Here is a 22194-nt window from a genome sequence, read left to right on the forward strand (position 1 = left end):
TAACTCCTGATTTATTAAAACCAAATATCAAGCATTAGAATGTAAGGTAAGTAAAAAACCATGACCATTGCTCTGGAACTTCAACAACTTAAAAAAACCTATCCCGGTGGCGTTCAGGCGTTACGCGGAATAGATTTGCAAGTCGAAGCGGGGGATTTTTATGCGCTTTTGGGACCGAATGGCGCAGGCAAGTCCACCACCATCGGGATAATCAGCTCGCTGGTGAATAAAACCTCTGGGCGGGTGAGCGTCTTCGGATACGATCTTGAAAAAGATACCGTTAATGCGAAACGCCAGCTTGGTCTGGTACCGCAGGAGTTTAACTTTAACCCGTTTGAAACCGTGCAGCAGATCGTAGTCAACCAGGCGGGTTATTACGGCGTTGAGTATAAAGAGGCGGTCAAACGCAGCGAACTATATTTAAAGCAGCTCGATTTATGGGAAAAACGTAACGAGCGCGCACGCATGCTCTCCGGCGGGATGAAACGCCGTCTGATGATTGCCCGCGCACTAATGCACGAGCCTAAATTACTCATCCTTGATGAACCGACGGCGGGGGTCGACATTGAGCTGCGTCGTTCAATGTGGGGTTTTTTAAAGGATTTAAACGACAAAGGCACCACGATTATTCTGACCACTCACTATCTCGAAGAAGCGGAAATGCTGTGTCGCAACATCGGCATTATTCAGCACGGCGAGCTGGTGGAAAACACCTCGATGAAGAGCCTGCTCTCTAAGCTGAAATCCGAGACCTTTATTCTCGATCTGGCGCCGAAAAGCCCGCTGCCAAAACTGGAGGGCTATCAATACCGGCTGGTGGATACCTCCACGCTGGAAGTGGAAGTACTGCGTGAACAGGGGGTCAACAGCGTGTTCTCACAGCTGAGCGCCCAGGGCATTCAGGTATTGAGTATGCGAAACAAAGCGAACCGACTGGAAGAACTGTTTGTTTCTCTGGTGCATGAAAAACAAGGAGATCGCGCATGATGCAGCTTTATTGGGTTGCGCTGAAAAGCATCTGGGCGAAAGAGATCCACCGCTTTATGCGTATCTGGGTCCAGACTCTGGTTCCTCCCGTCATTACTATGACGCTCTATTTTATTATCTTTGGTAACCTGATCGGCTCGCGAATCGGCGAAATGCATGGTTTTAGCTACATGCAGTTTATCGTGCCAGGGCTGATTATGATGGCGGTAATTACCAACTCGTACGCTAACGTGGCATCGTCATTCTTCAGCGCCAAGTTTCAACGCAACATTGAAGAGTTACTGGTCGCTCCGGTACCGACGCACGTGATCATCGCCGGCTTTGTTGGCGGCGGCGTGGCGCGTGGCCTGTGCGTAGGGATCCTGGTAACAGCGATTTCGCTGTTCTTTGTGCCGTTCCAGGTGCATTCCTGGGTCTTTGTGGCGCTTACGCTGGTGTTAACAGCGGTGCTGTTTTCGCTGGCCGGTCTGTTGAACGCGGTTTTCGCTAAAACCTTTGACGATATCAGCCTGATCCCAACCTTCGTGCTGACTCCGCTGACCTATCTGGGCGGCGTTTTCTATTCGTTAACGTTGCTGCCGCCGTTCTGGCAGGGACTGTCGCATCTGAACCCGATTGTCTACATGATTAGCGGTTTCCGTTACGGCTTCCTGGGGATCCACGATGTTCCGCTGGTCACCACCTTTGGCGTGCTGGTGGTGTTTATCGCGGCGTTTTATTTGCTGTGCTGGTACCTGATTCAGCGCGGACGCGGCCTGCGCAGCTAAGTCTTTCTTCCTCTCCTTACCCGGGAGAGGAAGACTTTTGATGCTTATCACCATTACGGATTTATCACCCTGATAAACTACTTGCCTGCTAAGGAGGTAGGCAATGCTAGGTTGGGTAATTACCTGTCATGATGATAAGGCACAGGATATGCTGCATCGTCTGGAGAAAAAGTACGGCCCGTTGGTTCAATGCCAGGCGGTGAGTTTTTGGCGTGGTCTTAGCTCGAATATGCTAAGCCGCATGATGTGCCATGCCCTGCATGCTACAGACTCTGGCGAGGGTGTGATATTCCTGACGGATATGGCCGGGGCCGCGCCTTACCGAGTGGCTTCGTTAATGAGCCATAAACATCCCCAGTGTGAAGTGATTTCAGGTATCAGTTATCCATTGCTTGAGCGAATGCTATCGTCGCGGGAATCGATGAGCAGTTCTGCGTTTCGTGATAGCATCGTTGCGCTTGGCGGGCCCGAAGTCTCTAGCCTCTGGCATCAACAACAGAAAAATCCCCCCTTCGTGTTGAAGCATGATTTGTATGAGTATTAATCATTGGTATTGATGGCGCTTTTGCTACAATAGCCGGGGTTTCTCGCCTCGGTTATCTCATATGGTGATGCGCGTTCTGCTTGTTTTATTGCTCCTGTTTTCTGGCAGCATAGCTGCGGCTTTGCCTGCTCGCTACATGCAAACCACCGAAGCGGCCGCCGTGTGGGCGCAGATTGGCAACAAGATGGTGACGGTAGGGAATATTCGCGCCGGGCAGATCCTCGCCGTTGAGCCAATTGCGGCAGATTATTACGAATTTACCTTTGGTTTTGGTACCGGGTTTATTGATAAAGGGCATCTGGAGCCTGTGCAGGGGCGGCAGAAAGTCGACGATGGTCTGGGCGATCTCAATAAACCCCTCAGCAACCAAAGCCTGATCACCTGGAAAGATACGCCGGTTTATAACGCTCCGGATGTTGGTAGCGCCCCGTTTGGCGTGCTGGCGGATAATCTGCGTTATCCGGTTATCAGCAAGCTTAAAGACCGTCTCAACCAAACCTGGTACCAGATCCGTATTGGCGGCAGACTGGCCTATATCAGCGCTCTGGATGCGCAGGAAGACAACGGTATCCCGGTGTTAACCTATCACCATATTCTGCGCGATGAAGAGAATACCCGTTTTCGTCACACCTCCACGACAACCTCCGTACGCGCCTTCAGCAACCAGATGGCCTGGCTACAGGACCGCGGCTACACCACGTTGACGATGTACCAACTGGAAGGCTATGTTCGCAACAATATGAATCTCCCGGCGCGGGCAGTGGTGCTGACTTTTGATGATGGTCTGAAGTCGGTGAGTCGTTATGCTTACCCGATTCTGAAGCAGCACGGCATGAAGGCAACGGCGTTTATTATCTCCTCACGTATCAAGCGCCACCCGCAGAAGTGGGATCCGAAATCACTGCAGTTTATGAGCATCGCGGAACTGAATGAGATCAGGGACGTGTTCGACTTCCAGTCGCATACCCATTTTTTACATCGGGTTGATGCGAATCACCGGCCAATCCTGATGAGTCGCAGCTATCACAATATTCTGTTTGATTTTGCCCGTTCGCGTCGGGCGTTGTCCCAGTTTAACCCTCACGTTCTTTATCTTTCGTACCCGTTTGGCGGCTATAACGCCACCGCAGTAAAAGCGGCAGGCGACGCGGGATTCCACATGGCGGTCACCACGGTGAGAGGGAAGGTTAAACCGGGGGATAATCCGTTCTTATTGAAAAGACTTTATATTTTAAGAACGGATTCGCTGGAGACGATGTCGCGGCTGATAAGTAATCAGCCGCAGGGGTAAGGGCTGTCAGGCAACCTGTACCGGAATGGCTTTCGCGGTACGCTTCATTTCGTTGTCGCCTTCAAAGTAGGCCACTTTCGGACGCCAGGTGCGGGCTTCTTCATCAGACATGGTGACGAAGCTGGCGATAATCACAATGTCGCCGACTTCAGCACAGTGCGCCGCTGCGCCGTTCACCGAGATGATTCTGGAGCCGCGTTCAGCCGCAATCGCATAGGTTGAGAAACGTTTACCGTTGGTCACGTTCCAGATATCAATAGCTTCGTTTTCCAGAATACCAGAGGCATCGAGAAAATCCTGGTCGATGGCGCAGGAGCCTTCGTAGTGCAGGTCCGCCTGCGTGACTTTGACGCGGTGGAGCTTGCCTTGCAGCATGGTGCGAATCATAACTTCTATACCCTGTCGTTTACCTTGGCTAAGCAGGCGCTACTGGCCTGCTTTGAGAAATTCTCAGGCAGTATTGCCTGATTTTTAACCCCTGTCTACTGGGCTAATGTAACGCTTTGATTATCGATCAGACGTGCCTGACCCAGCCAGGCGGCGGCCAGAATCACCGCGCGTTTACTGGTTTCCGTCAGCTCCAGCAGCGTGTCGGCATCACGAATCTGAATATCGTCGGCACGGAAGCCTTTTTCATTCAGTTCCTGCTCGGCAATGGCAATAATCTCTTCCTGGTCACGATGGCCAGCAAGCAGCTTTTCAGCGATGCCGTTCATCACTTTGTGCAGACCCGGCGCAATTTTTCGCTGCTCTGTGGTCAGATAACCGTTACGTGAGCTAAGCGCCAGACCGTCTTTGGCGCGAATAATCGGCACGCCAACGATCTCAATGTCATAACCCAGATCCGCCACCATTTTGCGGATCAGTGCGAGCTGCTGGAAATCTTTCTCGCCAAAGCAGGCTATATCTGGCTGGATCAGGTTAAACAGCTTGCTGACGATAGTGGAAACGCCACGGAAATGGCCTGGACGGCTGGCGCCTTCCAGCATGGTGGAGAGACCGGGAACTTCAACGAACGTCTGGCCTTCCAGACCCTGCGGGTAGATTTCCTCAACGGCTGGCGCAAAAACGTAATCGACTTTACGCTTGTTCAGCTTTTCACAATCTTCCTGCAGCGTGCGTGGATAGCGCACCAGATCGTCCGGTCGGTCAAACTGCATCGGATTGACGAAAATGCTGACGATCACCACATCAGCCCGCGCTTTTGCCTCATCGACCAGCTTCATATGGCCGTCGTGCAGGTTGCCCATGGTGGGAACCAGAGCGACGCGTTTGCCTTCCTGACGCAGACGACGAATATGCTGGCGCAGCAGCGGCAGGGTTTCAATGATTAACACGACAAGACTCCTTGAGTTGCCTGAGGAACCGTAGGCCGGATAAGGCGTTTACGCCGCCATCCGGCAACATGCAGCGAACCGCCTGATGGCGCTACGCTTTTCAGGCCGATATATGGCCTGAAAAATTAGTGGAAACTGTGTTCTTCGCCCGGATAAACGCCGGACTCCACTTCAGCCATATACTGCCGCACTGCGGCGCGCATGTCGCCTGCTTCATTGAGGAAATTCTTCGCAAATTTCGGGATGTGGCCACCGGTAATACCAAAGGCATCGTGCATGACGAGGATTTGTCCATCGGTGACGTTACCAGCGCCGATACCGATAACCGGAATCGACAGCGCTTCGGTGACGCGCTTCGCCAACTCAACCGGCACGCACTCCAGCACCAGCAACTGAGCGCCAGCGGCTTCTAAGGCCAGCGCGTCATCCAGCAATACCTGCCCGGCGTCGCCGCGGCCCTGAATTTTATAGCCGCCGAAAATATTCACCGACTGCGGTGTTAATCCCAGATGACCGCAAACCGGTACGGCGCGTTCGGTGAGCATTTTTACCGTATCCACCAGCCAGGCGCCGCCTTCAATTTTGACCATATTAGCGCCCGCCCGCATCACCACCGCGGCGTTTTCAAATGCTTGTTCCGGCGTGGCGTAAGCCATAAATGGCAGGTCGGAGAGTAGCAGACAGTTGGGGGCGCCACGACGTACGGCACGAGTGTGGTAAGCAATATCTTCAACGGTGACCGGTAAGGTGGAGTCATGCCCCTGAATCGTCATGCCCAGCGAGTCGCCAACCAGCATCACATTAATGCCTTCGTCGGCAAATAACTTAGCAAAGCTGTAGTCGTAGGCGGTAATGGTCGCGAAGCGTTTTTTCTCTTGCTTGCATTTCTGCAGCAGTGAAATGGTGGTGGGTTTCATAACATTTCCTGATGATGAAAGTCATATTTATCGGCATTCTAACAGTCACATTCAGGGGGGCAATTGTTTTAAGCAACCGTTTGGCACTAAAGTAGTAAACGCGGAAGGGGAGGGGATACTTTACCAGTGTGCAGGTTTTGCGGCACCAAGATGGGTGAGGTGCTGATGCAGGCTGATACCCTCCGGGAAGATAAGCTCAGGTGCGATTTCAGCGAGCGGCCACAGCATAAAACCACGGTTTTTCATGTCGTAGTGCGGCACGGTCAGACGTTCGGTGTTAATCACTTCATCGCCAAACAGCATAATATCGAGGTCCAGAGTGCGCGGCCCCCAGCGTTCGGCTTTACGTACGCGTCCCTGTTGCAGCTCAATGCGTTGGGTATGATTAAGCAATTCTTCGGGAGCGAGAGTGGTTTCCAGCGCCACGGCGGCGTTCAGGTAATCTGGCTGATCCTGTGGGCCTAATGGCGGTGTGCGGTAAAAGGAGGAAACAGCGACGATACGGCTGTCGGGAATGTCGCCAATCGCTTTTACGGCAGCATTAACCTGCTCCAGAGGAGAGGCCAGATTACTGCCGAGAGCGATATAGGCGATGGTCACGCGGAACCTTCACGGCGCGGGGCGCGTTTACGCGGGCGACGATGACGACGGCGTTCCGGTTCTTCGTCGAGTTCGTTGAGCATGCCTTTTTGTTCCGGCGGTGCTGAAACCTGGAATTCTCCCCACCACTGCGCCAGACGCTGCAGCTCAGCGTTGTTTTCCACTTCGGCACGCAGGGCCAGCAGATCGTAAGCGGCGCGGAACTTCGGATGCTCCATCAGCTTCCAGGCGCGTTTGCCCTGGCGACGAGACATGCGTAGCTGCAACTGCCAGATATCACGGGTCAGCGAGGTCAGACGTTTCGGGATCGCCAGCGAGCGGCAGGCTTCATCCAGTACGTCGTTCATCGCCAGTGCGAAGGCATCGTAGTAAGCCAGACCGCTTTCCTGGGCAATTTTCTGCGCAGCTTCCAGTAACGGATACCAGAACATGGCGGCGAACAAGAACGCCGGGTTAACGCGCATATCATTGTGGATGCGGTTATCGGTATTCTTCAGCACCTGAGCGATGATGCGTTCCATTGGGCTGTCACCGTCTTCGGTGAAATAGCGCGTAATGGTGGGGAACAGCGGCTGGAACAGGCTGTACTCACGCAGTTTTTTATAGGTTTCATACCCATAGCCCGCCTGTAACAGTTTGAGTGCTTCTTCAAACAGGCGTGCGGGGGGAATATCGTTAAGCAGTGTTGCCAGACGCGGGATTGGCTCAGCGGTTTCCGGGCTGATACGCATGTCGAGCTTGGCGGCAAAGCGCACGGCCCGCAGCATACGTACAGGGTCTTCGCGGTAGCGCGTTTCCGGATTACCGATCAGGCGAACGATGCCCTCTTCGAGATCCTGCATGCCACCAACGTAATCACGCACGGTGAAATCGGCCACGCTGTAATACAGGCTGTTAATCGTGAAGTCGCGACGCTGGGCATCTTCTTCGATGGAGCCGAAGATGTTGTCGCGCAGCAGCATACCGTTTTGTCCGCGCTGTGAGGTTGTGCGATCGGACTCGCTGCCTTCATGATGACCACGGAAAGTTGCCACTTCGATAATTTCCGGGCCAAACATGACATGGGCCAGACGGAAACGGCGACCAACCAGACGACAGTTACGAAACAGTTTTCGCACCTGATCTGGCGTGGCGTTAGTCGTGACATCAAAATCTTTCGGCTTTTTGCCCAGCAAAAGATCGCGTACGCCTCCGCCAACCAGCCATGCCTCGTATCCGGCCTTATTGAGCCTGTACATTACCTTCAGGGCATTTTCACTGATATCTTTGCGGGAGATAGAGTGCTGCTCACGCGGGATTACCGTCATATGTGGACGGGCGACGGCGAGCTCGGCCTCGCGCTCCTCGCGGCTTAGCACCTTGCGGCAAAAATTAGCGACTCGGGTAAAAATAGTGCACCTCGGTAGTGTCAAACTTCAATCAGAACAAGTGTTGCTGTGTAAAAATAGCGGCTAATCATAGCTCAGCATGATGCATTTGAGAATGGCGGATTTACGATCGCCGATTCTGGCACCGCTGTCAGACTCCAGTTTTCAATGGCAAACGTGAGAATCTGATCCACGCGCATCTCCTCCCACGGGATATCGGAGTGCTGGCCGAGAAAGCGCAGCGCAGCAACAATCACCGGGCGTGGATCGCCTTGCGGCAGTGCAGGTGCATGATTTTGTTTTGAAAGTTTAGCGCCTTGTTCGTTGAGCGCCAGCGGCAGATGAATATAGTCCGGCGCTTGCCAGCCGAACTGTTGATACAACGAAATTTGCCGTACCGTCGGTTCGATAAGATCGGCACCGCGCACAATTTCCGTCACGCCCTGGAAGTGGTCGTCTACCACCACCGCGAGGTTATAGGCAAACAGCCCGTCGCGACGGTGAATAATAAAATCTTCCTTTGCAAGCCGCGGATCAGCCTGAATCACACCGCGCAGTTGGTCCGTAAACTGCATCACCGGATGGCGTTGCTTAATGCGGACCGCCGCCTGTTCAGGCCCGTGGCGTAGCTCACGGCAATGACCGTCGTAAATTCCGCCGACGCTTTGTATACGCGCGCGTGTACAGGTGCAGTAATAGCTCAGATCCTGCTGATGCAGCCAGGCCAGCGCCTCGCGGTAGGCGTCATGACGCTGGGATTGCCATAAAATATCGCCATCCCAGTGCAGTCCGTAATGTTCCAGCTGACGCAGAATCGTGTCTGCAGCACCGGGAACTTCACGAGGGGGGTCAATATCTTCAATGCGTACCCGCCAGATTCCGCGACGAGCACGGGCCTGCAGGTAACTCCCGAGGGCGGCAATCAGTGAACCAAAATGGAGTTCGCCAGAGGGGGAAGGGGCGAAGCGGCCAATATAATGTGAATCGCTCATTTTGCGGGCTAACAAATAATAAGGCGGGAGAAGCTCCCGCCTGAAGTAAACGTGGTAAAAATGACCGGAATTAACCTGCCATTTGTTTTTCGCGGATTTCTGCCAGCGTTTTACAGTCGATGCACAGATCGGCTGTCGGACGCGCTTCCAGACGGCGAATACCAATTTCTACGCCGCATGATTCGCAGTAGCCGAAATCTTCGTCTTCTACTTTCTTCAGCGTCTTCTCGATCTTTTTGATCAGTTTGCGCTCACGATCACGGTTACGCAGCTCAAGGCTGAATTCTTCTTCCTGTGCGGCGCGGTCCACCGGATCAGGGAAGTTAGCCGCTTCGTCTTGCATATGAGATACGGTGCGATCAACTTCATCCCTAAGTTGATTACGCCATGCCTCAAGAATACGCCTGAAGTGCGACAGCTGGGCTTCGTTCATATACTCTTCGCCCGGTTTCTCCTGGTACGGCTCCACCCCAGCGATGGCGAGAATACTCAGGGACGATGTTTTACGGTTTTGCCCTTCTTGCATGTTGCTTCTCCTTAACACGCACTATCGATCCCCATGTTCGGGGGAAAAATCAGGTCGCTATAAATAGCAGATGCTTTTCCGGATAGCAATTATCTAAACGTAACACTTGACAACCCTGTGAGGAAAAGCGTATTTGCCCACGCGCCCAGAATACTAATTAACCGAATATTTACACCATTACAAGGTAATGGGCAACGGCTCTTTAAGAGTCATACCATGGGCAGAAAGTTCCGCTTTATAAACCAGAATTTCTACCCCCTTAAGCTGTGCTTCAACTAATAATTGCGCATATTTTGCATCGATATGGCGCGCGGGTGAAAACCGTGTAATGGCTGAATGCAACACCGCGAAAAATATCACCGCGCGCTTGCCTTCGGCCGCTACGCTCATCAATTCCCGAAGATGTTTCTGACCTCGTTCAGTGATGGCATCGGGAAAATAACCCTGATCTTTTTCCGCCAACGTGACTGATTTCACTTCAATATAGCAGTCAGGTCGGGAATCCGCCTGTAACAAAAAGTCGATGCGGCTCCCTTCGGCGCCGTATTTTACTTCACTTTTCAAGGTGCTGTAGTCTGAAACTTCCGAAATTAACGAACGCTGAATAGCCTCTTTCGTTAATCTATTGGCCCACAGCGTGTTAACACAAATAAGTGCACCGGATTGGGTTTGCGTTAATTCCCAGGTATGTGGATATTTTCGTTTGGTATTTTCTGATGTCGAATACCAGACAGTATCTCCCGGCGTTGCGCAGCCGGTCATGGCTCCCGTATTGGGGCAGTGTAGCGTTAACGTTGTGCCATCCGGTGTGATCACATCCGCTAAAAAACGCTTATAGCGCTGAATGAGCGTTGCAGGTTGTAAAGGTGGAGAAAATTGCATGAACAGTTCCTTTGATTATTCAGTCAGCGTCCAGCGTTGCAACTGCGTGTAACGCGTGCGTCCTCGCATGAATGAGGAGGAATAAAGCCCAAACTCCGTTACCGGAAACGACCAGCCAAACCCTGGCGGAGGGATAGATACCGCGTGACCGGCGTCACGCAGCAGCGTGATATGCGGGTGAAAAGGCTGCGGGCTCTGGTGGCACCCACTGCGTGCGGCTTGTGCCCGCAACATGTTCGCCAACTGCAGCAGCCCGCGCGGCGGCTGACGCATTCCCAACCACACGACTCGCGAGCGCAGCCATTGCCCGGCATCGTCGAGTTTGAGCGTAAAACCCGGCTGGCGAATACGCCCTGCAAGCTGCGTTAACGCATGCTGCTTCTCAGCGCTGACGTCGCCCAAAAAGGCGAGCGTCAGATGCAGATTATCGGCGACGACGGGACGACCCGCTTCAGGGGGGAACTGCGCGGCCCGCCAGTGGATTAACTGCTCCCGAACCTCGCCAGGCAATTCAATCGCAAAGAACAGCCTTTTTGGCTCAGACATGATGGATACTCGGTTATGAATTAACGCGATGCTACAATGCAGCGCGAAGAATGTTAACCCTCTGGAGTCATTTGTGACGTCGTTGCCCGTTGCCGCCGTAGTGCCTGAACTACTTACCGCCCTTGATGCCTCGTCGCAGGTTTTGCTGACGGCGCCGACCGGTGCCGGGAAATCAACCTGGCTGCCGTTGCGACTCCTTGAACATCGCGGTATCAAGGGACGGATTATTTTGCTGGAGCCGCGGCGTCTGGCAGCACGCAATGTGGCGCAGCGGTTGGCGGAATTGCTGAATGAAAAGCCTGGCGAGACCGTGGGGTATCGCATGCGTGCGCAAAGCTGCGTAGGGCCGCAGACCCGCCTTGAGGTGGTGACGGAGGGGGTTCTGACACGCATGATCCAGCGCGACCCCGAATTGACGGGCGTTGGGCTGGTCATCCTCGACGAATTTCACGAGCGGAGTTTGCAGGCCGACCTGGCGCTGGCGCTGTTGCTGGATGTGCAGCAAGGGCTGCGTGACGATCTGAAACTGTTGATCATGTCTGCCACTTTGGACAACGGGCGTTTGCAGCAGATGTTGCCCGATGCGCCGACGATCGTTTCTGAAGGCCGCGCATTTCCCGTTGATCGACGATATCAGCCGTTGGCGGCGCATCTGCGTTTTGCTGAAGCGGTAGCGATAGCGACGGCAGAACTCCTGCGCCATGAAAGCGGGTCGCTGCTGCTGTTTTTACCGGGTGTAGGGGAAATCCAGCGCGTGCAGGAGCAACTGGCAACGCGTGTGGGCAGCGATGTGTTGTTGTGCCCACTGTACGGCGCGCTGACGCTTGCCGAGCAGCGTCAGGCGATTTTGCCCGCGCCGCAAGGCAAGCGCAAAGTGGTGCTGGCGACCAATATTGCCGAAACCAGCTTAACTATTGAAGGCATCCGGCTGGTGGTGGACAGCGCCCAGGAGCGCGTGGCGCGCTATGATGCGCGTACCGGTTTAACGCGATTGATTACCCAACGCATAAGCCAGGCCTCGATGACCCAGCGAGCGGGACGCGCGGGCCGTCTGGAACCCGGTATCTGCCTCCATTTGCTTGCCAAAGAGCAGGCGGAAAGAGCGGCGGCACAGGGAGAACCGGAGATTTTACAGAGCGACCTGTCCGGACTGCTGATGGAGTTACTGCAATGGGGATGCACCGACCCTGAGCAACTGAACTGGCTGGATACCCCGCCCGCCATCAACCTGCAGGCGGCAAAGCGGCTGCTGCAGATGCTGGGGGCGCTTGAGGGTGGCAGGCTCAGCGCCATTGGGCAGAAAATGGCGACGTTGGGTAACGACCCCCGTTTAGCGGCTATGCTGGTTAGCGCCAACAATGACAATGAAGCGGCAACGGCGGCAAAACTGGCTGCGATTCTGGAAGAGCCGCCGCGCGGTGGCAGTACCGATCTGGCTGTAGCGTTTTCACGAAATCAGCCCGCCTGGCAGCAGCGCAGTCAACAATTACTGAAACGGCTTAACGTTCGCAGCGGACAGCCGGACAGCGCGCTGCTCCCCTCATTACTGGCGCAGGCGTTTGCCGATCGGATCGCGCGTCGGCGCGGGCAGGAAGGGCGCTATCAACTGGCGAATGGCATGGGGGCAATGCTGGATGCCGATGACGCCTCCGGACGCCATGAATGGCTGATTGCGCCGCTGTTACTGCAGGGCAGCGCTTCGCCGGATGCGCGTATTCTGCTGGCTCTGCCGCTGGATATCGAGGTGTTGATACAGGCATGCCCTGAACTGCTACAACAATCTGACACCATCGAATGGGATGAAACTCAGGGAACGTTAAAAGCATTGCGTCGGTCGCGCATTGGCCAGCTAACGGTAAAAGTACAGGCGCTGGCCAAACCCTCGGAAGAGGAGTTGCACCTGGCGATGTTGAACGGCATTCGCGATAAAGGGCTAAGTGTGCTCAACTGGACGCCGGAAGCCGAGCAGTTTCGCCTGCGTCTGCAATGTGCGGCAAACTGGTTGTCAGAGTATAACTGGCCCGCGGTAGATGAGGATTCTCTGCTGGCGACGCTGGAGAGCTGGCTGCTGCCGCACATGAGCGGTGTGCACTCGTTACGCGCGTTAAAAGCGCTAAATGTGGGTCAGGCGTTGCGCGGTTTGCTGGATTGGTCAATGCTGCAACGTCTGGATAGTGAACTGCCAGCGCATTACACTGTGCCGACGGGAAGCCGGATTGCCATTCGCTATCATGAGGATAACCCTCCGGTATTGGCGGTTCGGATGCAGGAAATGTTTGGTGAAGCGAAGACCCCAACCATCGCCGAGGGGCGCGTGCCGCTGGTGCTGGAACTGCTGTCTCCGGCCCAACGACCGCTGCAGGTAACGAGTGATTTGAGCGCGTTCTGGCAGGGATCGTACCGTGAGGTGCAAAAAGAGATGAAAGGGCGCTATCCCAAACATGTCTGGCCGGACGATCCGGCGAATACCGCGCCAACGCGGCGAACAAAGAAGTATTCGTAATGAAACTGTAGGCCGGATAAAGCGAAGCCGTCATCCGGTATAAACACGGCAGTAAATTGAGAGATTTCTTCTTCTGTTAACTGACGGAAGAACAGAGAATCGGGCCCTTGCGCCTGAATGTTGCGGAGAAAAAGCATGGCGGGGAATGACCGCGAGCCAATTGGACGTAAAGGGAAACCCTCGCGTCCGGTGAAACAAAAGGTGAGCCGTCGTCAACTCAGAGATGAAGAGTATGACGACGATTATGATGATGATGACTATGAGGATGAAGAACCGATGCCGCGTAAGGGTAAAGGCAAAGGGCGTAAGCCTCGTGGTAAACGCGGCTGGTTCTGGCTGCTGGTAAAACTGTCGATTGTTTTTTTGGTGCTGATCGCCATTTACGGCGTTTATCTGGACCAAAAAATTCGCAGCCGTATAGATGGTAAAGTCTGGCAGCTTCCTGCGGCAGTATATGGCCGTATGGTTAACCTTGAGCCAGAAATGCCGATCGGCAAGAACGAGATGGTGAAACTGCTGGAGGCTACGCAGTATCGTCAGGTGACGAAGATGACGCGCCCTGGCGAATTCACCGTGCAGGCGAAAAGCATCGAGATGATCCGTCGTCCGTTTGATTTTCCGGACAGTAAAGAAGGACAGGTGCGCGCGCGTCTGACCTTTGATGGCGACCATCTGGATACCATCGAGAATATGGATAACAACCGCCAGTTCGGTTTCTTCCGTCTCGATCCGCGGCTGATTACCATGCTTTCTTCGCCTAACGGTGAGCAGCGCCTGTTTGTCCCGCGCAGTGGATTCCCGGATCTGCTGGTGGACACGCTGCTGGCGACCGAAGATCGTCACTTCTATGAGCATGACGGTATCAGCCTCTATTCCATTGGCCGCGCGGTGCTGGCGAACCTGACGGCGGGGCGCACGGTACAAGGGGCCAGTACGCTGACCCAGCAACTGGTGAAAAACCTGTTCCTGTCCAGCGAACGTTCCTACTGGCGTAAGGCCAACGAAGCCTATATGGCGCTGATCATGGATGCGCGTTACAGCAAAGACCGCATTCTTGAGCTGTACATGAACGAAGTCTATCTCGGTCAAAGCGGTGACAATGAGATCCGCGGCTTCCCGCTGGCGAGCCTCTACTACTTTGGCCGTCCGGTGGAAGAGCTGAGCCTCGACCAGCAGGCGCTGCTGGTAGGGATGGTTAAAGGAGCGTCAATCTATAACCCGTGGCGTAACCCGAAGCTGGCACTGGAGCGTCGTAACCTGGTGCTGCGTTTACTACAACAGCAGCAGATTATCGACCAGGATCTGTATGACATGCTGAGCGCGCGTCCGTTAGGCGTACAGCCGCGTGGTGGGGTGATCTCACCGCAGCCCGCCTTTATGCAGATGGTGCGCCAGGAGCTACAGGCAAAGCTGGGCGATAAAGTTAAAGACCTCTCCGGCGTGAAGATTTTCACCACCTTTGATTCCGTGGCGCAGGATGCTGCAGAAAAAGCGGCGGTGGAAGGTATTCCGGTGCTGAAGAAACAACGTAAGCTGAGCGATCTGGAAACCGCGATTGTGGTGGTCGACCGCTTTAGCGGCGAAGTGCGTGCCATGGTTGGTGGGGCAGAACCGCAGTTCGCTGGTTATAACCGTGCGATGCAGGCACGTCGTTCGATTGGTTCTTTGGCTAAACCAGCGACCTATCTGACCGCGCTCAGCCAGCCGAAGCTGTATCGTCTAAATACTTGGATTGCCGATGCCCCGATTGCGCTGCGCCAGCCTAACGGCCAGGTGTGGTCGCCGCAGAACGATGACCGTCGCTATAGCGAAAGCGGAAAAGTGATGCTGGTGGATGCGTTAACGCGCTCAATGAACGTGCCAACGGTAAATCTGGGGATGGCGCTGGGCCTGCCTGCCGTCACCGATACCTGGCTGAAGCTGGGCGCGCCAAAAGATCAGCTTAACCCGGTTCCAGCCATGCTGCTGGGGGCGTTGAACCTGACGCCGATCGAAGTGGCGCAGGCGTTCCAGACTATCGCCAGCGGCGGGAACCGTGCGCCGCTGTCGGCGCTGCGTTCGGTGATTGCCGAAGATGGTACGGTGCTGTATCAGAGCTTCCCGCAGGCCGAGCGTGCCGTTCCGGCGCAGGCGGCGTATATGACGCTGTGGACCATGCAGCAGGTGGTTCAGCGTGGTACGGGGCGTCAGCTTGGCGCGAAATATCCTGGGCTTCATCTGGCAGGGAAAACCGGGACCACTAACAACAACGTGGATACCTGGTTTGCCGGGATCGACGGCAGCCAGGTAACCATCACCTGGGTGGGCCGTGATAACAACCAGCCAACCAAGCTGTACGGTGCCAGCGGTGCGATGTCGATTTATCAGCGTTATCTTGCCAACCAGACGCCAACACCGCTGGTGCTGACGCCGCCGGAAGATGTGGTGGATATGGGCGTGGACTACGACGGTAACTTCGTTTGTAGCGGGGGGATGCGTACGCTTCCGGTATGGACTACCGATCCTGATTCGCTGTGTCAGCAAGGTGAAATGATGCAACAGCCGACCGGGAATCCGTTCGATCAGTCAACACCGCAGCAGCAGCCTCAACAGCAGCAGCAACAACCGGCGCAGCAGGAAAAGAAAGATAGCGACGGTGTCGCTGGCTGGATAAAGGATATGTTCGGCAGTAACTGATATTGCTCAAAACCCGCTTCGGCGGGTTTTTCTTCTTTGGTCCATTCTCAGGGCCGAATAACATTCCAGCCTAATTTATTAACCCTTTCTTTTCATCTGGTTATTTCTTAACCCCTCAGTTTTAGTAGGGACGCGTATTGCTTGCTATCTCGCCAGAGTTTCGAATATTATGCTGCCGTTATAATAATAATTCTCGTTTACGTTATCATTCACTTTCATCAGAGAAATACCAATGGCGCGTCTTAAAACTGCTCAGCCAAGTTCATCGCTGCGTAAAATCGCAGTAGTGGTAGCCACAGCGGTTAGCGGCATGTCTGTCTATGCACAGGCGGCGGTTGACCCGAAAGAAGAAACCATCACCGTAACTGCTGCACCTGCCGCACAAGAAAGCGCATGGGGGCCTTCGCCGACAATTGCCGCGAAGCGTTCCGCCACCGTTACCAAAACCGACACGCCGATCGAAAAGACGCCACAGTCTGTTTCGGTAGTGACAAACGAAGAGATGCAGATCCATCAGTCTCGTTCCGTCAAGGAAGCGCTGGGTTATACCCCAGGGGTTGTGGTCAGTAACCGTGGTGCTTCAAATACATACGATTTTGTCAGCATCCGTGGTTTTACCTCTGTCGGTTTAAGCCAGAACAACTATCTGGATGGTCTGAAGCTACAAGGGAACTTCTATAACGACGCGGTTATCGATCCTTACATGCTGGAGCGTGTAGAGTTGATGCGTGGGCCAACTTCCGTGTTGTACGGTAAGAGTAACCCTGGCGGTATTATTTCGATGGTCAGCAAACGTCCAACCACCGAGCCGCTAAAAGAAGTTCAGTTTAAAATGGGAACAAATAATCTGTTCCAGACAGGATTTGATTTTAGTGATGCATTGGATGATAACGGTGAATTCTCTTACCGTTTAACCGGTCTGGCTCGTTCCACAAATGAGCAGCAGCAAGGTTCTGAATCACAGCGTTATACCGTTGCTCCGTCCTTCTCATGGCGTCCTGACGACAAGACTAACTTTACATTCCTTTCTTATTTCCAGAATGAACCCGAGACGGGTTACTACGGTTGGTTGCCGAAGGAAGGTACGGTTGAACCGCTACCTAACGGCAAGCGTTTGCCGACTGATTTTAATGAAGGTGCTTCAAATAACACTTATTCCCGCAATCAGAAAATGGTGGGGTACAGCTTTGAACACGACTTTAATGACACCTTCACTGTCCGGCAGAATTTACGTTTTGCTGAAATGAAAACGTCGCAGCAGAGCGTGTACGGTACGGGTATCTGTACAACAAATGCGTTTAACGCGCCTTGCCAGGCAATTCCGGCCGATCAGCGCGACCATTATCTTGGTCGTGGCACGGTTGTCGATGATGAACGTTTGCAGAACTTCAGTGTTGATACCCAGTTGCAGAGCAATTTCGCGACAGGAACGGTGGACCATACGTTGCTGACAGGTGTTGACTTCATGCGTATGCGTAATGATATCAATGCTAAATTTGGCACAGCTCCTGTTCTGGATCTTTATAACCCACAGCCTCTGGAAGATTTTGATTTCGACTCTACCGAGCCTTATCAGATGAACGAAACCAAACAAACCGGTATCTACATCCAGGATCAGGCGGAATGGGATAAGTGGGTCTTTACGCTGGGTGGTCGTTATGACTGGTCACAGCAAGCGACGACGATTCGTCAGAATTCAACCACTCCGCAAGCGGGTTATATTGAGCGTAACGATCATCAGTTCACATGGCGTGGCGGTGTAAACTACCTGTTTGATAATGGTATTTCTCCGTACGTTAGTTATAGCCAGTCATTTGAACCAAACGCATTCGATCTCTACAGCACTCCACGCATGGCTTTTGCGCCATCCAAGGGTGAACAGTATGAAGCGGGTGTAAAATATGTGCCGAAAGATCTGCCTGTGGTTATTACGGCTGCGGCATATCATCTGACGAAGACGAATACGCTGACAACCGATCCGACCAACTCGAATCTGCAAGTTCCGTCAGGCGAAGTACGTTCTCAGGGCTTTGAATTTGAAGCTAAAGCGGCCTTGAATGCCAATATCAATGTGACTGCTTCATATACTTACACTGATGCGGAGTACACTAAGGACACCAATCTCAAAGGGAACAACGTAGAACAAGTTCCTGAAAATATGGCATCAATCTGGGGCGACTATACCTTTAACGAAGGCGTTCTGTCGGGACTGACCCTGGGAACCGGTGGACGTTTTATCGGTTCAAGCTATGGAGATCCTGCAAACACCTTTAAAGTGGGAAGTGCTGCTGTAATGGATGCTGTCGTGAAATACGATTTAGCGCGTTTTGGTATGGCTGGCTCTAGTGTTGCTGTCAACGTTACCAACCTGCTGGATCGTGAATACGTTTCTAGTTGCTTCCAAACCTATGGCTGCTTCTGGGGCGCAGAACGTCAGGTCGTTGCAACCGCAACCTTCCGTTTCTAATTTCTTTTTGGGCACGCTTTGCGTGCCCGTTTTACAAGTTGGCTGCTATGCAGGAAAACAGATCCCATCCCGACACCACTTTCGCGTTGCGTAATGTCTCCTTTCGTGTGCCTGGCCGCACGCTTTTGCATCCTCTCTCATTAACTTTTCCGGTGGGGAAAGTGACCGGCCTTATCGGCCACAACGGGTCCGGAAAATCGACGTTATTGAAAATGCTGGGACGTCATCAGCCGCCGTCGGAAGGTGAAATCCTGCTCGACGAACAGCCGCTGGAGAACTGGAGCAGTAAAGCGTTTGCCCGCAAGGTCGCCTATCTGCCGCAGCAGTTGCCGCAGGCCGAAGGGATGACGGTGCGTGAACTGGTGGCGATTGGCCGCTATCCGTGGCACGGGGCGCTGGGACGTTTTGGCGTTGCCGACAGAGAGAAAGTAGAAGAAGCTATTTCGTTGGTCGGCTTAAAACCGCTGGCGCACCGCCTGGTGGATAGCCTGTCCGGCGGAGAACGCCAGCGTGCGTGGATTGCCATGCTGGTGGCGCAGGACAGCCGCTGTCTGCTGCTTGATGAGCCGACTTCCGCGCTGGATATCGCTCATCAGGTTGACGTGCTGGCGCTGGTGCATCGCTTAAGCCAGCAGCGTGGGCTAACGGTGATTGCGGTGCTGCATGACATCAATATGGCGGCCCGCTACTGCGATTATTTAGTTGCGCTGCGCGGTGGTGAAATGATTGCGCAAGGAACGTCTGCTGAACTGATGCGCAGTGAAACTCTGGAACAGATTTACGGTATCCCGATGGGCATTTTGCCGCATCCGGCCGGTGCCGCACCCGTGAGTTTTGTCTATTAATGATTGAATTACATCATATTACCCGTCGGCGTCTGCTTACGGCGATGGCGCTCTCGCCGCTGCTGTGGCGGATGAATACGGCGTCCGCCGCGGCGATTGATCCGCAGCGTATTGTGGCGCTGGAATGGCTGCCGGTAGAGCTGTTGCTGGCGCTGGGTATTACGCCGTATGGCATTGCGGATATCCCTAACTACAAGCTGTGGGTCAGTGAGCCACCTCTACCGGACTCGGTGATTGATGTCGGGCTACGCACGGAACCCAATCTCGAACTGCTGACCGAAATGAAACCCTCGTTTCTGCTCTGGTCGGCAGGCTATGGTCCTTCCCCGGAAAAGCTGGCGCGTATTGCACCTGGTCGGGGATTTAACTTCAGCGACGGTAAAAAACCTCTGGTCGTTGCGCGACAATCGCTGCAGGAAATGGCGCAATTGTTCAATCTGCAGGACTCTGCTGAACGCCATCTGACTGAGTATGATCGTTTTATTGCCAGCCTGAAGCCGCGCTTCATTCAACGCGGTGCGCGCCCTGTGCTTCTCACCTCTCTGCTTGATTCGCGGCATATGCTGGTGTTTGGCCCAAACAGCCTGTTTCAGGACGTGCTGGACGAATATGGGATCCCCAACGCCTGGCAGGGAGAGACAAACTTTTGGGGCAGCACTGCCGTGAGTATTGACCGTCTGGCTGCTTTTCAGGATGTCGATGTATTGTGCTTTGATCACGGCAACGATAAAGAGATGGCTGCACTGATGTCTACGCCGTTGTGGCAGGCGATGCCCTTTGTTCGCAGCGGACGTTTTCAGCGCGTGCCGGCCGTCTGGTTCTATGGCGCAACGCTATCAGCCATGCATTTTGCCCGCATTCTGGATAATGCGCTGGGAGGCAAAGCGTGAGTAAACGTATCGCGCTGTTCCCCATTCTCCTGCTGACGGTTCTGTTTGTTGCCGCCTGCTGGCTCACATGGGTTAACTTCTCCGTTGCGCTACCGCGCAACCAGTGGCAACAGGCTATCTGGTCACCGGATATCGATGCCATTAAACAGATGGTTTTCCACTACAGCCTGCTGCCGAGGCTGGCGATTTCGCTGTTGGTCGGGGCCGGGCTGGGACTGGTCGGCGTATTGTTTCAGCAGGTGCTGCGTAACCCACTGGCGGAGCCAACCACGCTAGGCGTTGCGACCGGTGCGCAGTTGGGCATTACCGTCACGACGCTGTGGGCTATTCCCGGTGCGCTCACCACGCAATTTGCTGCGCTGGCAGGTGCTTGTGTCGTTGGGGCGCTGGTGTTTGGCGTCGCCTGGGGTAAACGTCTTTCTCCGGTGACGTTAATCCTTGCCGGACTGGTGGTCAGCCTGTACTGCGGGGCGATTAACCAGTTGATGGTTATCTTCCATCACGATCAACTGCAAAGCATGTTTTTATGGAGCAGCGGCACGCTAACCCAAACCGACTGGAGCGGCGTACAGCGACTGTGGCCGCAACTGCTGGGCGGCGTGATGCTGACTCTGCTGCTGTTGCGTCCAATGACGCTGATGGGACTGGATGACGGCGTGGCGCGTAACCTCGGTCTGGCGTTGTCGCTGGCGCGCCTGGCGGCCTTATCGCTGGCGATTGTCATCAGCGCCTTGCTGGTTAACGCGGTTGGGATTATCGGCTTTATTGGCCTCTTTGCACCGCTGCTGGCGAAAATGCTCGGCGCGCGGCGTCTGTTGGCGCGTCTGATGCTGGCCCCGCTGATTGGTGCGTTGATCCTCTGGCTCTCTGACCAAATCATTCTGTGGCTGACCCGCGTATGGATGGAAGTCTCCACCGGTTCGGTGACGGCGCTGATTGGTGCGCCATTGCTGCTGTGGCTGCTGCCGCGCCTAAGAAGTATGAGCGCACCGGATATGAATGCCAGCAACCGTATCGCCGCGGAGCGTCAGAATGTACTGATGTTTGCGCTGGCGGGCGGGGTGGTTTTGCTGCTGACTCTGGTGGTGGCGCTGTCGTTTGGCCGCGATGCGCACGGCTGGGCATGGGCCAGCGGCGCGATGCTGGATGAACTGATGCCCTGGCGCTGGCCACGTATTCTGGCGGCGTTGATTGCCGGGGTGATGCTGGCGGTAGCGGGCTGTATTATTCAGCGTCTGACCGGAAACCCAATGGCGAGCCCGGAAGTTCTGGGCATTAGCTCCGGCGCGGCATTTGGCGTGGTGTTAATGCTGTTTCTGGTCCCCGGAAATGCATTTGGCTGGCTGCTGCCCGCAGGGAGTCTCGGGGCTGCGGTCACCTTGCTTATCATTATGATTGCCGCCGGGCGCGGTGGTTTTTCGCCGCACCGTATGCTGCTGGCAGGGATGGCGCTCAGTACGGCGTTTACTATGTTGTTGATGATGCTGCAGGCCAGCGGCGATCCGCGTATGGCGGGCGTGCTGACCTGGATCTCCGGCTCAACCTATAACGCGACGGGCGAACAGGTACTGCGCACCGGGATTGTGATGGTTATCCTGCTGGCACTGACACCGCTGTGTCGTCGTTGGCTGACGATTTTACCGCTCGGCGGCGATACGGCGCGTGCGGTGGGTATGGCGATCACGCCGTCACGCGTGGGGTTACTGCTGTTGGCTGCGGGACTAACGGCGACAGCAACCATGACCATTGGACCGTTGAGTTTTGTCGGGCTGATGGCTCCGCATATTGCCCGAATGATGGGTTTTCGTCGCGCGATGCCGCATATGCTGATTTCGGCGCTGGCGGGAGGTGTGCTGCTGGTCTTTGCTGACTGGTGCGGCAGGATGGTGCTGTTTCCGTATCAGATCCCGGCAGGATTACTGTCGACGTTTATTGGCGCGCCGTACTTTATCTATCTGCTACGTAAGCAGAGTCGCTGAGGTTAATCTCTTCCATTTAGGCGTCGCCATCCGGCAATGAAAAAGCCGGGGGGCGGCTTCGCCTTACCCGGCCTACGT

At 54.4% G+C, this 22194-nt stretch carries 19 protein-coding genes; 10 read left to right on the forward strand and 9 right to left on the reverse strand.

Annotated features, from left to right (window positions below):
* Nucleotides 1–60: 60 nt before the first annotated feature.
* The 4 genes from GPJ68_RS04555 to GPJ68_RS04570 all read left to right on the forward strand — a co-directional run bounded on the left by GPJ68_RS04555 (nucleotide 61) and on the right by GPJ68_RS04570 (nucleotide 3589).
* Nucleotides 61–987 carry an ABC transporter ATP-binding protein gene (locus GPJ68_RS04555; protein ID WP_046275357.1) on the forward strand — a complete coding sequence of 309 codons (927 nt, stop codon included), beginning with the start codon at nucleotides 61–63 and terminating at the stop codon, nucleotides 985–987.
* Nucleotides 984–1754: an ABC transporter permease gene (locus GPJ68_RS04560; protein ID WP_003829467.1), complete on the forward strand. Its 771-nt coding sequence runs from the start codon at nucleotides 984–986 to the stop codon at nucleotides 1752–1754. Before GPJ68_RS04555 ends, GPJ68_RS04560 begins: the two co-directional genes overlap by 4 nt.
* Before the next feature lie 103 nt (nucleotides 1755–1857).
* The gene (locus GPJ68_RS04565) at nucleotides 1858–2298 is read left to right on the forward strand and encodes a PTS sugar transporter subunit IIA (protein ID WP_016151735.1); all 441 of its coding nucleotides are present in this window, start codon (nucleotides 1858–1860) and stop codon (nucleotides 2296–2298) included.
* 61 nt (nucleotides 2299–2359) lie between these two features.
* Complete coding sequence (locus GPJ68_RS04570; RefSeq protein WP_103928918.1) at nucleotides 2360–3589, forward strand: polysaccharide deacetylase family protein; 1230 nt, start codon at nucleotides 2360–2362, stop codon at nucleotides 3587–3589.
* 6 nt (nucleotides 3590–3595) lie between these two features.
* Here the strand turns inward: GPJ68_RS04570 and panD are convergent, their stop codons facing one another.
* From panD to thpR, 9 genes are all read right to left on the reverse strand, one after another.
* Nucleotides 3596–3976 carry an aspartate 1-decarboxylase gene (gene panD, locus GPJ68_RS04575; protein WP_000621526.1) on the reverse strand — a complete coding sequence of 127 codons (381 nt, stop codon included), beginning with the start codon at nucleotides 3974–3976 and terminating at the stop codon, nucleotides 3596–3598.
* 95 nt (nucleotides 3977–4071) lie between these two features.
* Nucleotides 4072–4926 (reverse strand): pantoate--beta-alanine ligase, encoded by an 855-nt coding sequence (gene panC / locus GPJ68_RS04580; protein ID WP_104651526.1) that lies wholly within the window; start codon nucleotides 4924–4926, stop codon nucleotides 4072–4074.
* Nucleotides 4927–5051: 125 nt separating this feature from the next.
* The gene (gene panB, locus GPJ68_RS04585) at nucleotides 5052–5843 is read right to left on the reverse strand and encodes a 3-methyl-2-oxobutanoate hydroxymethyltransferase (RefSeq protein WP_003829230.1); all 792 of its coding nucleotides are present in this window, start codon (nucleotides 5841–5843) and stop codon (nucleotides 5052–5054) included.
* A 120-nt stretch (nucleotides 5844–5963) separates the two neighbouring features.
* Nucleotides 5964–6443: a 2-amino-4-hydroxy-6-hydroxymethyldihydropteridine diphosphokinase gene (gene folK / locus GPJ68_RS04590; RefSeq protein WP_016151739.1), complete on the reverse strand. Its 480-nt coding sequence runs from the start codon at nucleotides 6441–6443 to the stop codon at nucleotides 5964–5966.
* The gene (gene pcnB / locus GPJ68_RS04595; protein WP_203457720.1) at nucleotides 6440–7834 is read right to left on the reverse strand and encodes a polynucleotide adenylyltransferase PcnB; all 1395 of its coding nucleotides are present in this window, start codon (nucleotides 7832–7834) and stop codon (nucleotides 6440–6442) included. Before pcnB ends, folK begins: the two co-directional genes overlap by 4 nt.
* A gap of 71 nt (nucleotides 7835–7905) precedes the next feature.
* Entirely contained in the window at nucleotides 7906–8802 is an 897-nt protein-coding gene (gluQRS, locus tag GPJ68_RS04600; RefSeq protein WP_104651525.1) for a tRNA glutamyl-Q(34) synthetase GluQRS, read from the reverse strand.
* Between the two features lie 70 nt (nucleotides 8803–8872).
* The gene (dksA, locus tag GPJ68_RS04605; RefSeq protein WP_003018625.1) at nucleotides 8873–9328 is read right to left on the reverse strand and encodes an RNA polymerase-binding protein DksA; all 456 of its coding nucleotides are present in this window, start codon (nucleotides 9326–9328) and stop codon (nucleotides 8873–8875) included.
* 177 nt (nucleotides 9329–9505) lie between these two features.
* Entirely contained in the window at nucleotides 9506–10210 is a 705-nt protein-coding gene (gene sfsA, locus GPJ68_RS04610) for a DNA/RNA nuclease SfsA (RefSeq protein WP_016151742.1), read from the reverse strand.
* Between the two features lie 15 nt (nucleotides 10211–10225).
* On the reverse strand, nucleotides 10226–10756 hold the full coding sequence (gene thpR / locus GPJ68_RS04615) for an RNA 2',3'-cyclic phosphodiesterase (protein WP_172860580.1): 531 nt from the start codon (nucleotides 10754–10756) through the stop codon (nucleotides 10226–10228).
* A gap of 73 nt (nucleotides 10757–10829) precedes the next feature.
* On the opposite strand from thpR, the gene hrpB reads away from it, so the two are divergent.
* The 6 genes from hrpB (at nucleotide 10830) to fhuB (ending at nucleotide 22116) form a co-directional block, all read left to right on the forward strand.
* A complete protein-coding gene (hrpB, locus tag GPJ68_RS04620; protein WP_172452815.1) occupies nucleotides 10830–13259 on the forward strand; it encodes an ATP-dependent helicase HrpB in 2430 nt (809 codons plus the stop codon).
* A gap of 135 nt (nucleotides 13260–13394) precedes the next feature.
* The gene (mrcB, locus tag GPJ68_RS04625) at nucleotides 13395–15935 is read left to right on the forward strand and encodes a bifunctional glycosyl transferase/transpeptidase (protein WP_016151745.1); all 2541 of its coding nucleotides are present in this window, start codon (nucleotides 13395–13397) and stop codon (nucleotides 15933–15935) included.
* A gap of 232 nt (nucleotides 15936–16167) precedes the next feature.
* A complete protein-coding gene (gene fhuA / locus GPJ68_RS04630) occupies nucleotides 16168–18402 on the forward strand; it encodes a ferrichrome porin FhuA (protein WP_104651520.1) in 2235 nt (744 codons plus the stop codon).
* Nucleotides 18403–18449: 47 nt separating this feature from the next.
* Nucleotides 18450–19247 carry a Fe3+-hydroxamate ABC transporter ATP-binding protein FhuC gene (fhuC, locus tag GPJ68_RS04635; RefSeq protein ID WP_101700737.1) on the forward strand — a complete coding sequence of 266 codons (798 nt, stop codon included), beginning with the start codon at nucleotides 18450–18452 and terminating at the stop codon, nucleotides 19245–19247.
* Nucleotides 19247–20137: a Fe(3+)-hydroxamate ABC transporter substrate-binding protein FhuD gene (gene fhuD, locus GPJ68_RS04640; protein ID WP_049042714.1), complete on the forward strand. Its 891-nt coding sequence runs from the start codon at nucleotides 19247–19249 to the stop codon at nucleotides 20135–20137. Before fhuC ends, fhuD begins: the two co-directional genes overlap by 1 nt.
* Nucleotides 20134–22116, forward strand: coding sequence for a Fe(3+)-hydroxamate ABC transporter permease FhuB (gene fhuB, locus GPJ68_RS04645; RefSeq protein ID WP_137352562.1), 1983 nt, complete (start codon nucleotides 20134–20136; stop codon nucleotides 22114–22116). Before fhuD ends, fhuB begins: the two co-directional genes overlap by 4 nt.
* Nucleotides 22117–22194: the final 78 nt, after the last annotated feature.

The sequence above is a fragment of the Citrobacter sp. 172116965 genome (genome assembly GCF_013458095.1).
GTDB classification, from domain to species: Bacteria; Pseudomonadota; Gammaproteobacteria; order Enterobacterales; family Enterobacteriaceae; genus Citrobacter; species Citrobacter braakii.

What these genes read in the sequence shown, in the direction of transcription:
- GPJ68_RS04555 (WP_046275357.1), top strand. Translation starts at nt 61, where the DNA reads ATGACCATTGCTCTGGAACTTCAACAACTTAAAAAAACCTATCCCGGT.
- GPJ68_RS04560 (WP_003829467.1), top strand. Translation starts at nt 984, where the DNA reads ATGATGCAGCTTTATTGGGTTGCGCTGAAAAGCATCTGGGCGAAAGAG.
- GPJ68_RS04565 (WP_016151735.1), top strand. Translation starts at nt 1,858, where the DNA reads ATGCTAGGTTGGGTAATTACCTGTCATGATGATAAGGCACAGGATATG.
- GPJ68_RS04570 (WP_103928918.1), top strand. Translation starts at nt 2,360, where the DNA reads ATGGTGATGCGCGTTCTGCTTGTTTTATTGCTCCTGTTTTCTGGCAGC.
- panD (WP_000621526.1), bottom strand. Translation starts at nt 3,976, where the DNA reads ATGATTCGCACCATGCTGCAAGGCAAGCTCCACCGCGTCAAAGTCACG.
- panB (WP_003829230.1), bottom strand. Translation starts at nt 5,843, where the DNA reads ATGAAACCCACCACCATTTCACTGCTGCAGAAATGCAAGCAAGAGAAA.
- gluQRS (WP_104651525.1), bottom strand. Translation starts at nt 8,802, where the DNA reads ATGAGCGATTCACATTATATTGGCCGCTTCGCCCCTTCCCCCTCTGGC.
- dksA (WP_003018625.1), bottom strand. Translation starts at nt 9,328, where the DNA reads ATGCAAGAAGGGCAAAACCGTAAAACATCGTCCCTGAGTATTCTCGCC.
- sfsA (WP_016151742.1), bottom strand. Translation starts at nt 10,210, where the DNA reads ATGCAATTTTCTCCACCTTTACAACCTGCAACGCTCATTCAGCGCTAT.
- thpR (WP_172860580.1), bottom strand. Translation starts at nt 10,756, where the DNA reads ATGTCTGAGCCAAAAAGGCTGTTCTTTGCGATTGAATTGCCTGGCGAG.
- mrcB (WP_016151745.1), top strand. Translation starts at nt 13,395, where the DNA reads ATGGCGGGGAATGACCGCGAGCCAATTGGACGTAAAGGGAAACCCTCG.
- fhuA (WP_104651520.1), top strand. Translation starts at nt 16,168, where the DNA reads ATGGCGCGTCTTAAAACTGCTCAGCCAAGTTCATCGCTGCGTAAAATC.
- fhuC (WP_101700737.1), top strand. Translation starts at nt 18,450, where the DNA reads ATGCAGGAAAACAGATCCCATCCCGACACCACTTTCGCGTTGCGTAAT.
- fhuD (WP_049042714.1), top strand. Translation starts at nt 19,247, where the DNA reads ATGATTGAATTACATCATATTACCCGTCGGCGTCTGCTTACGGCGATG.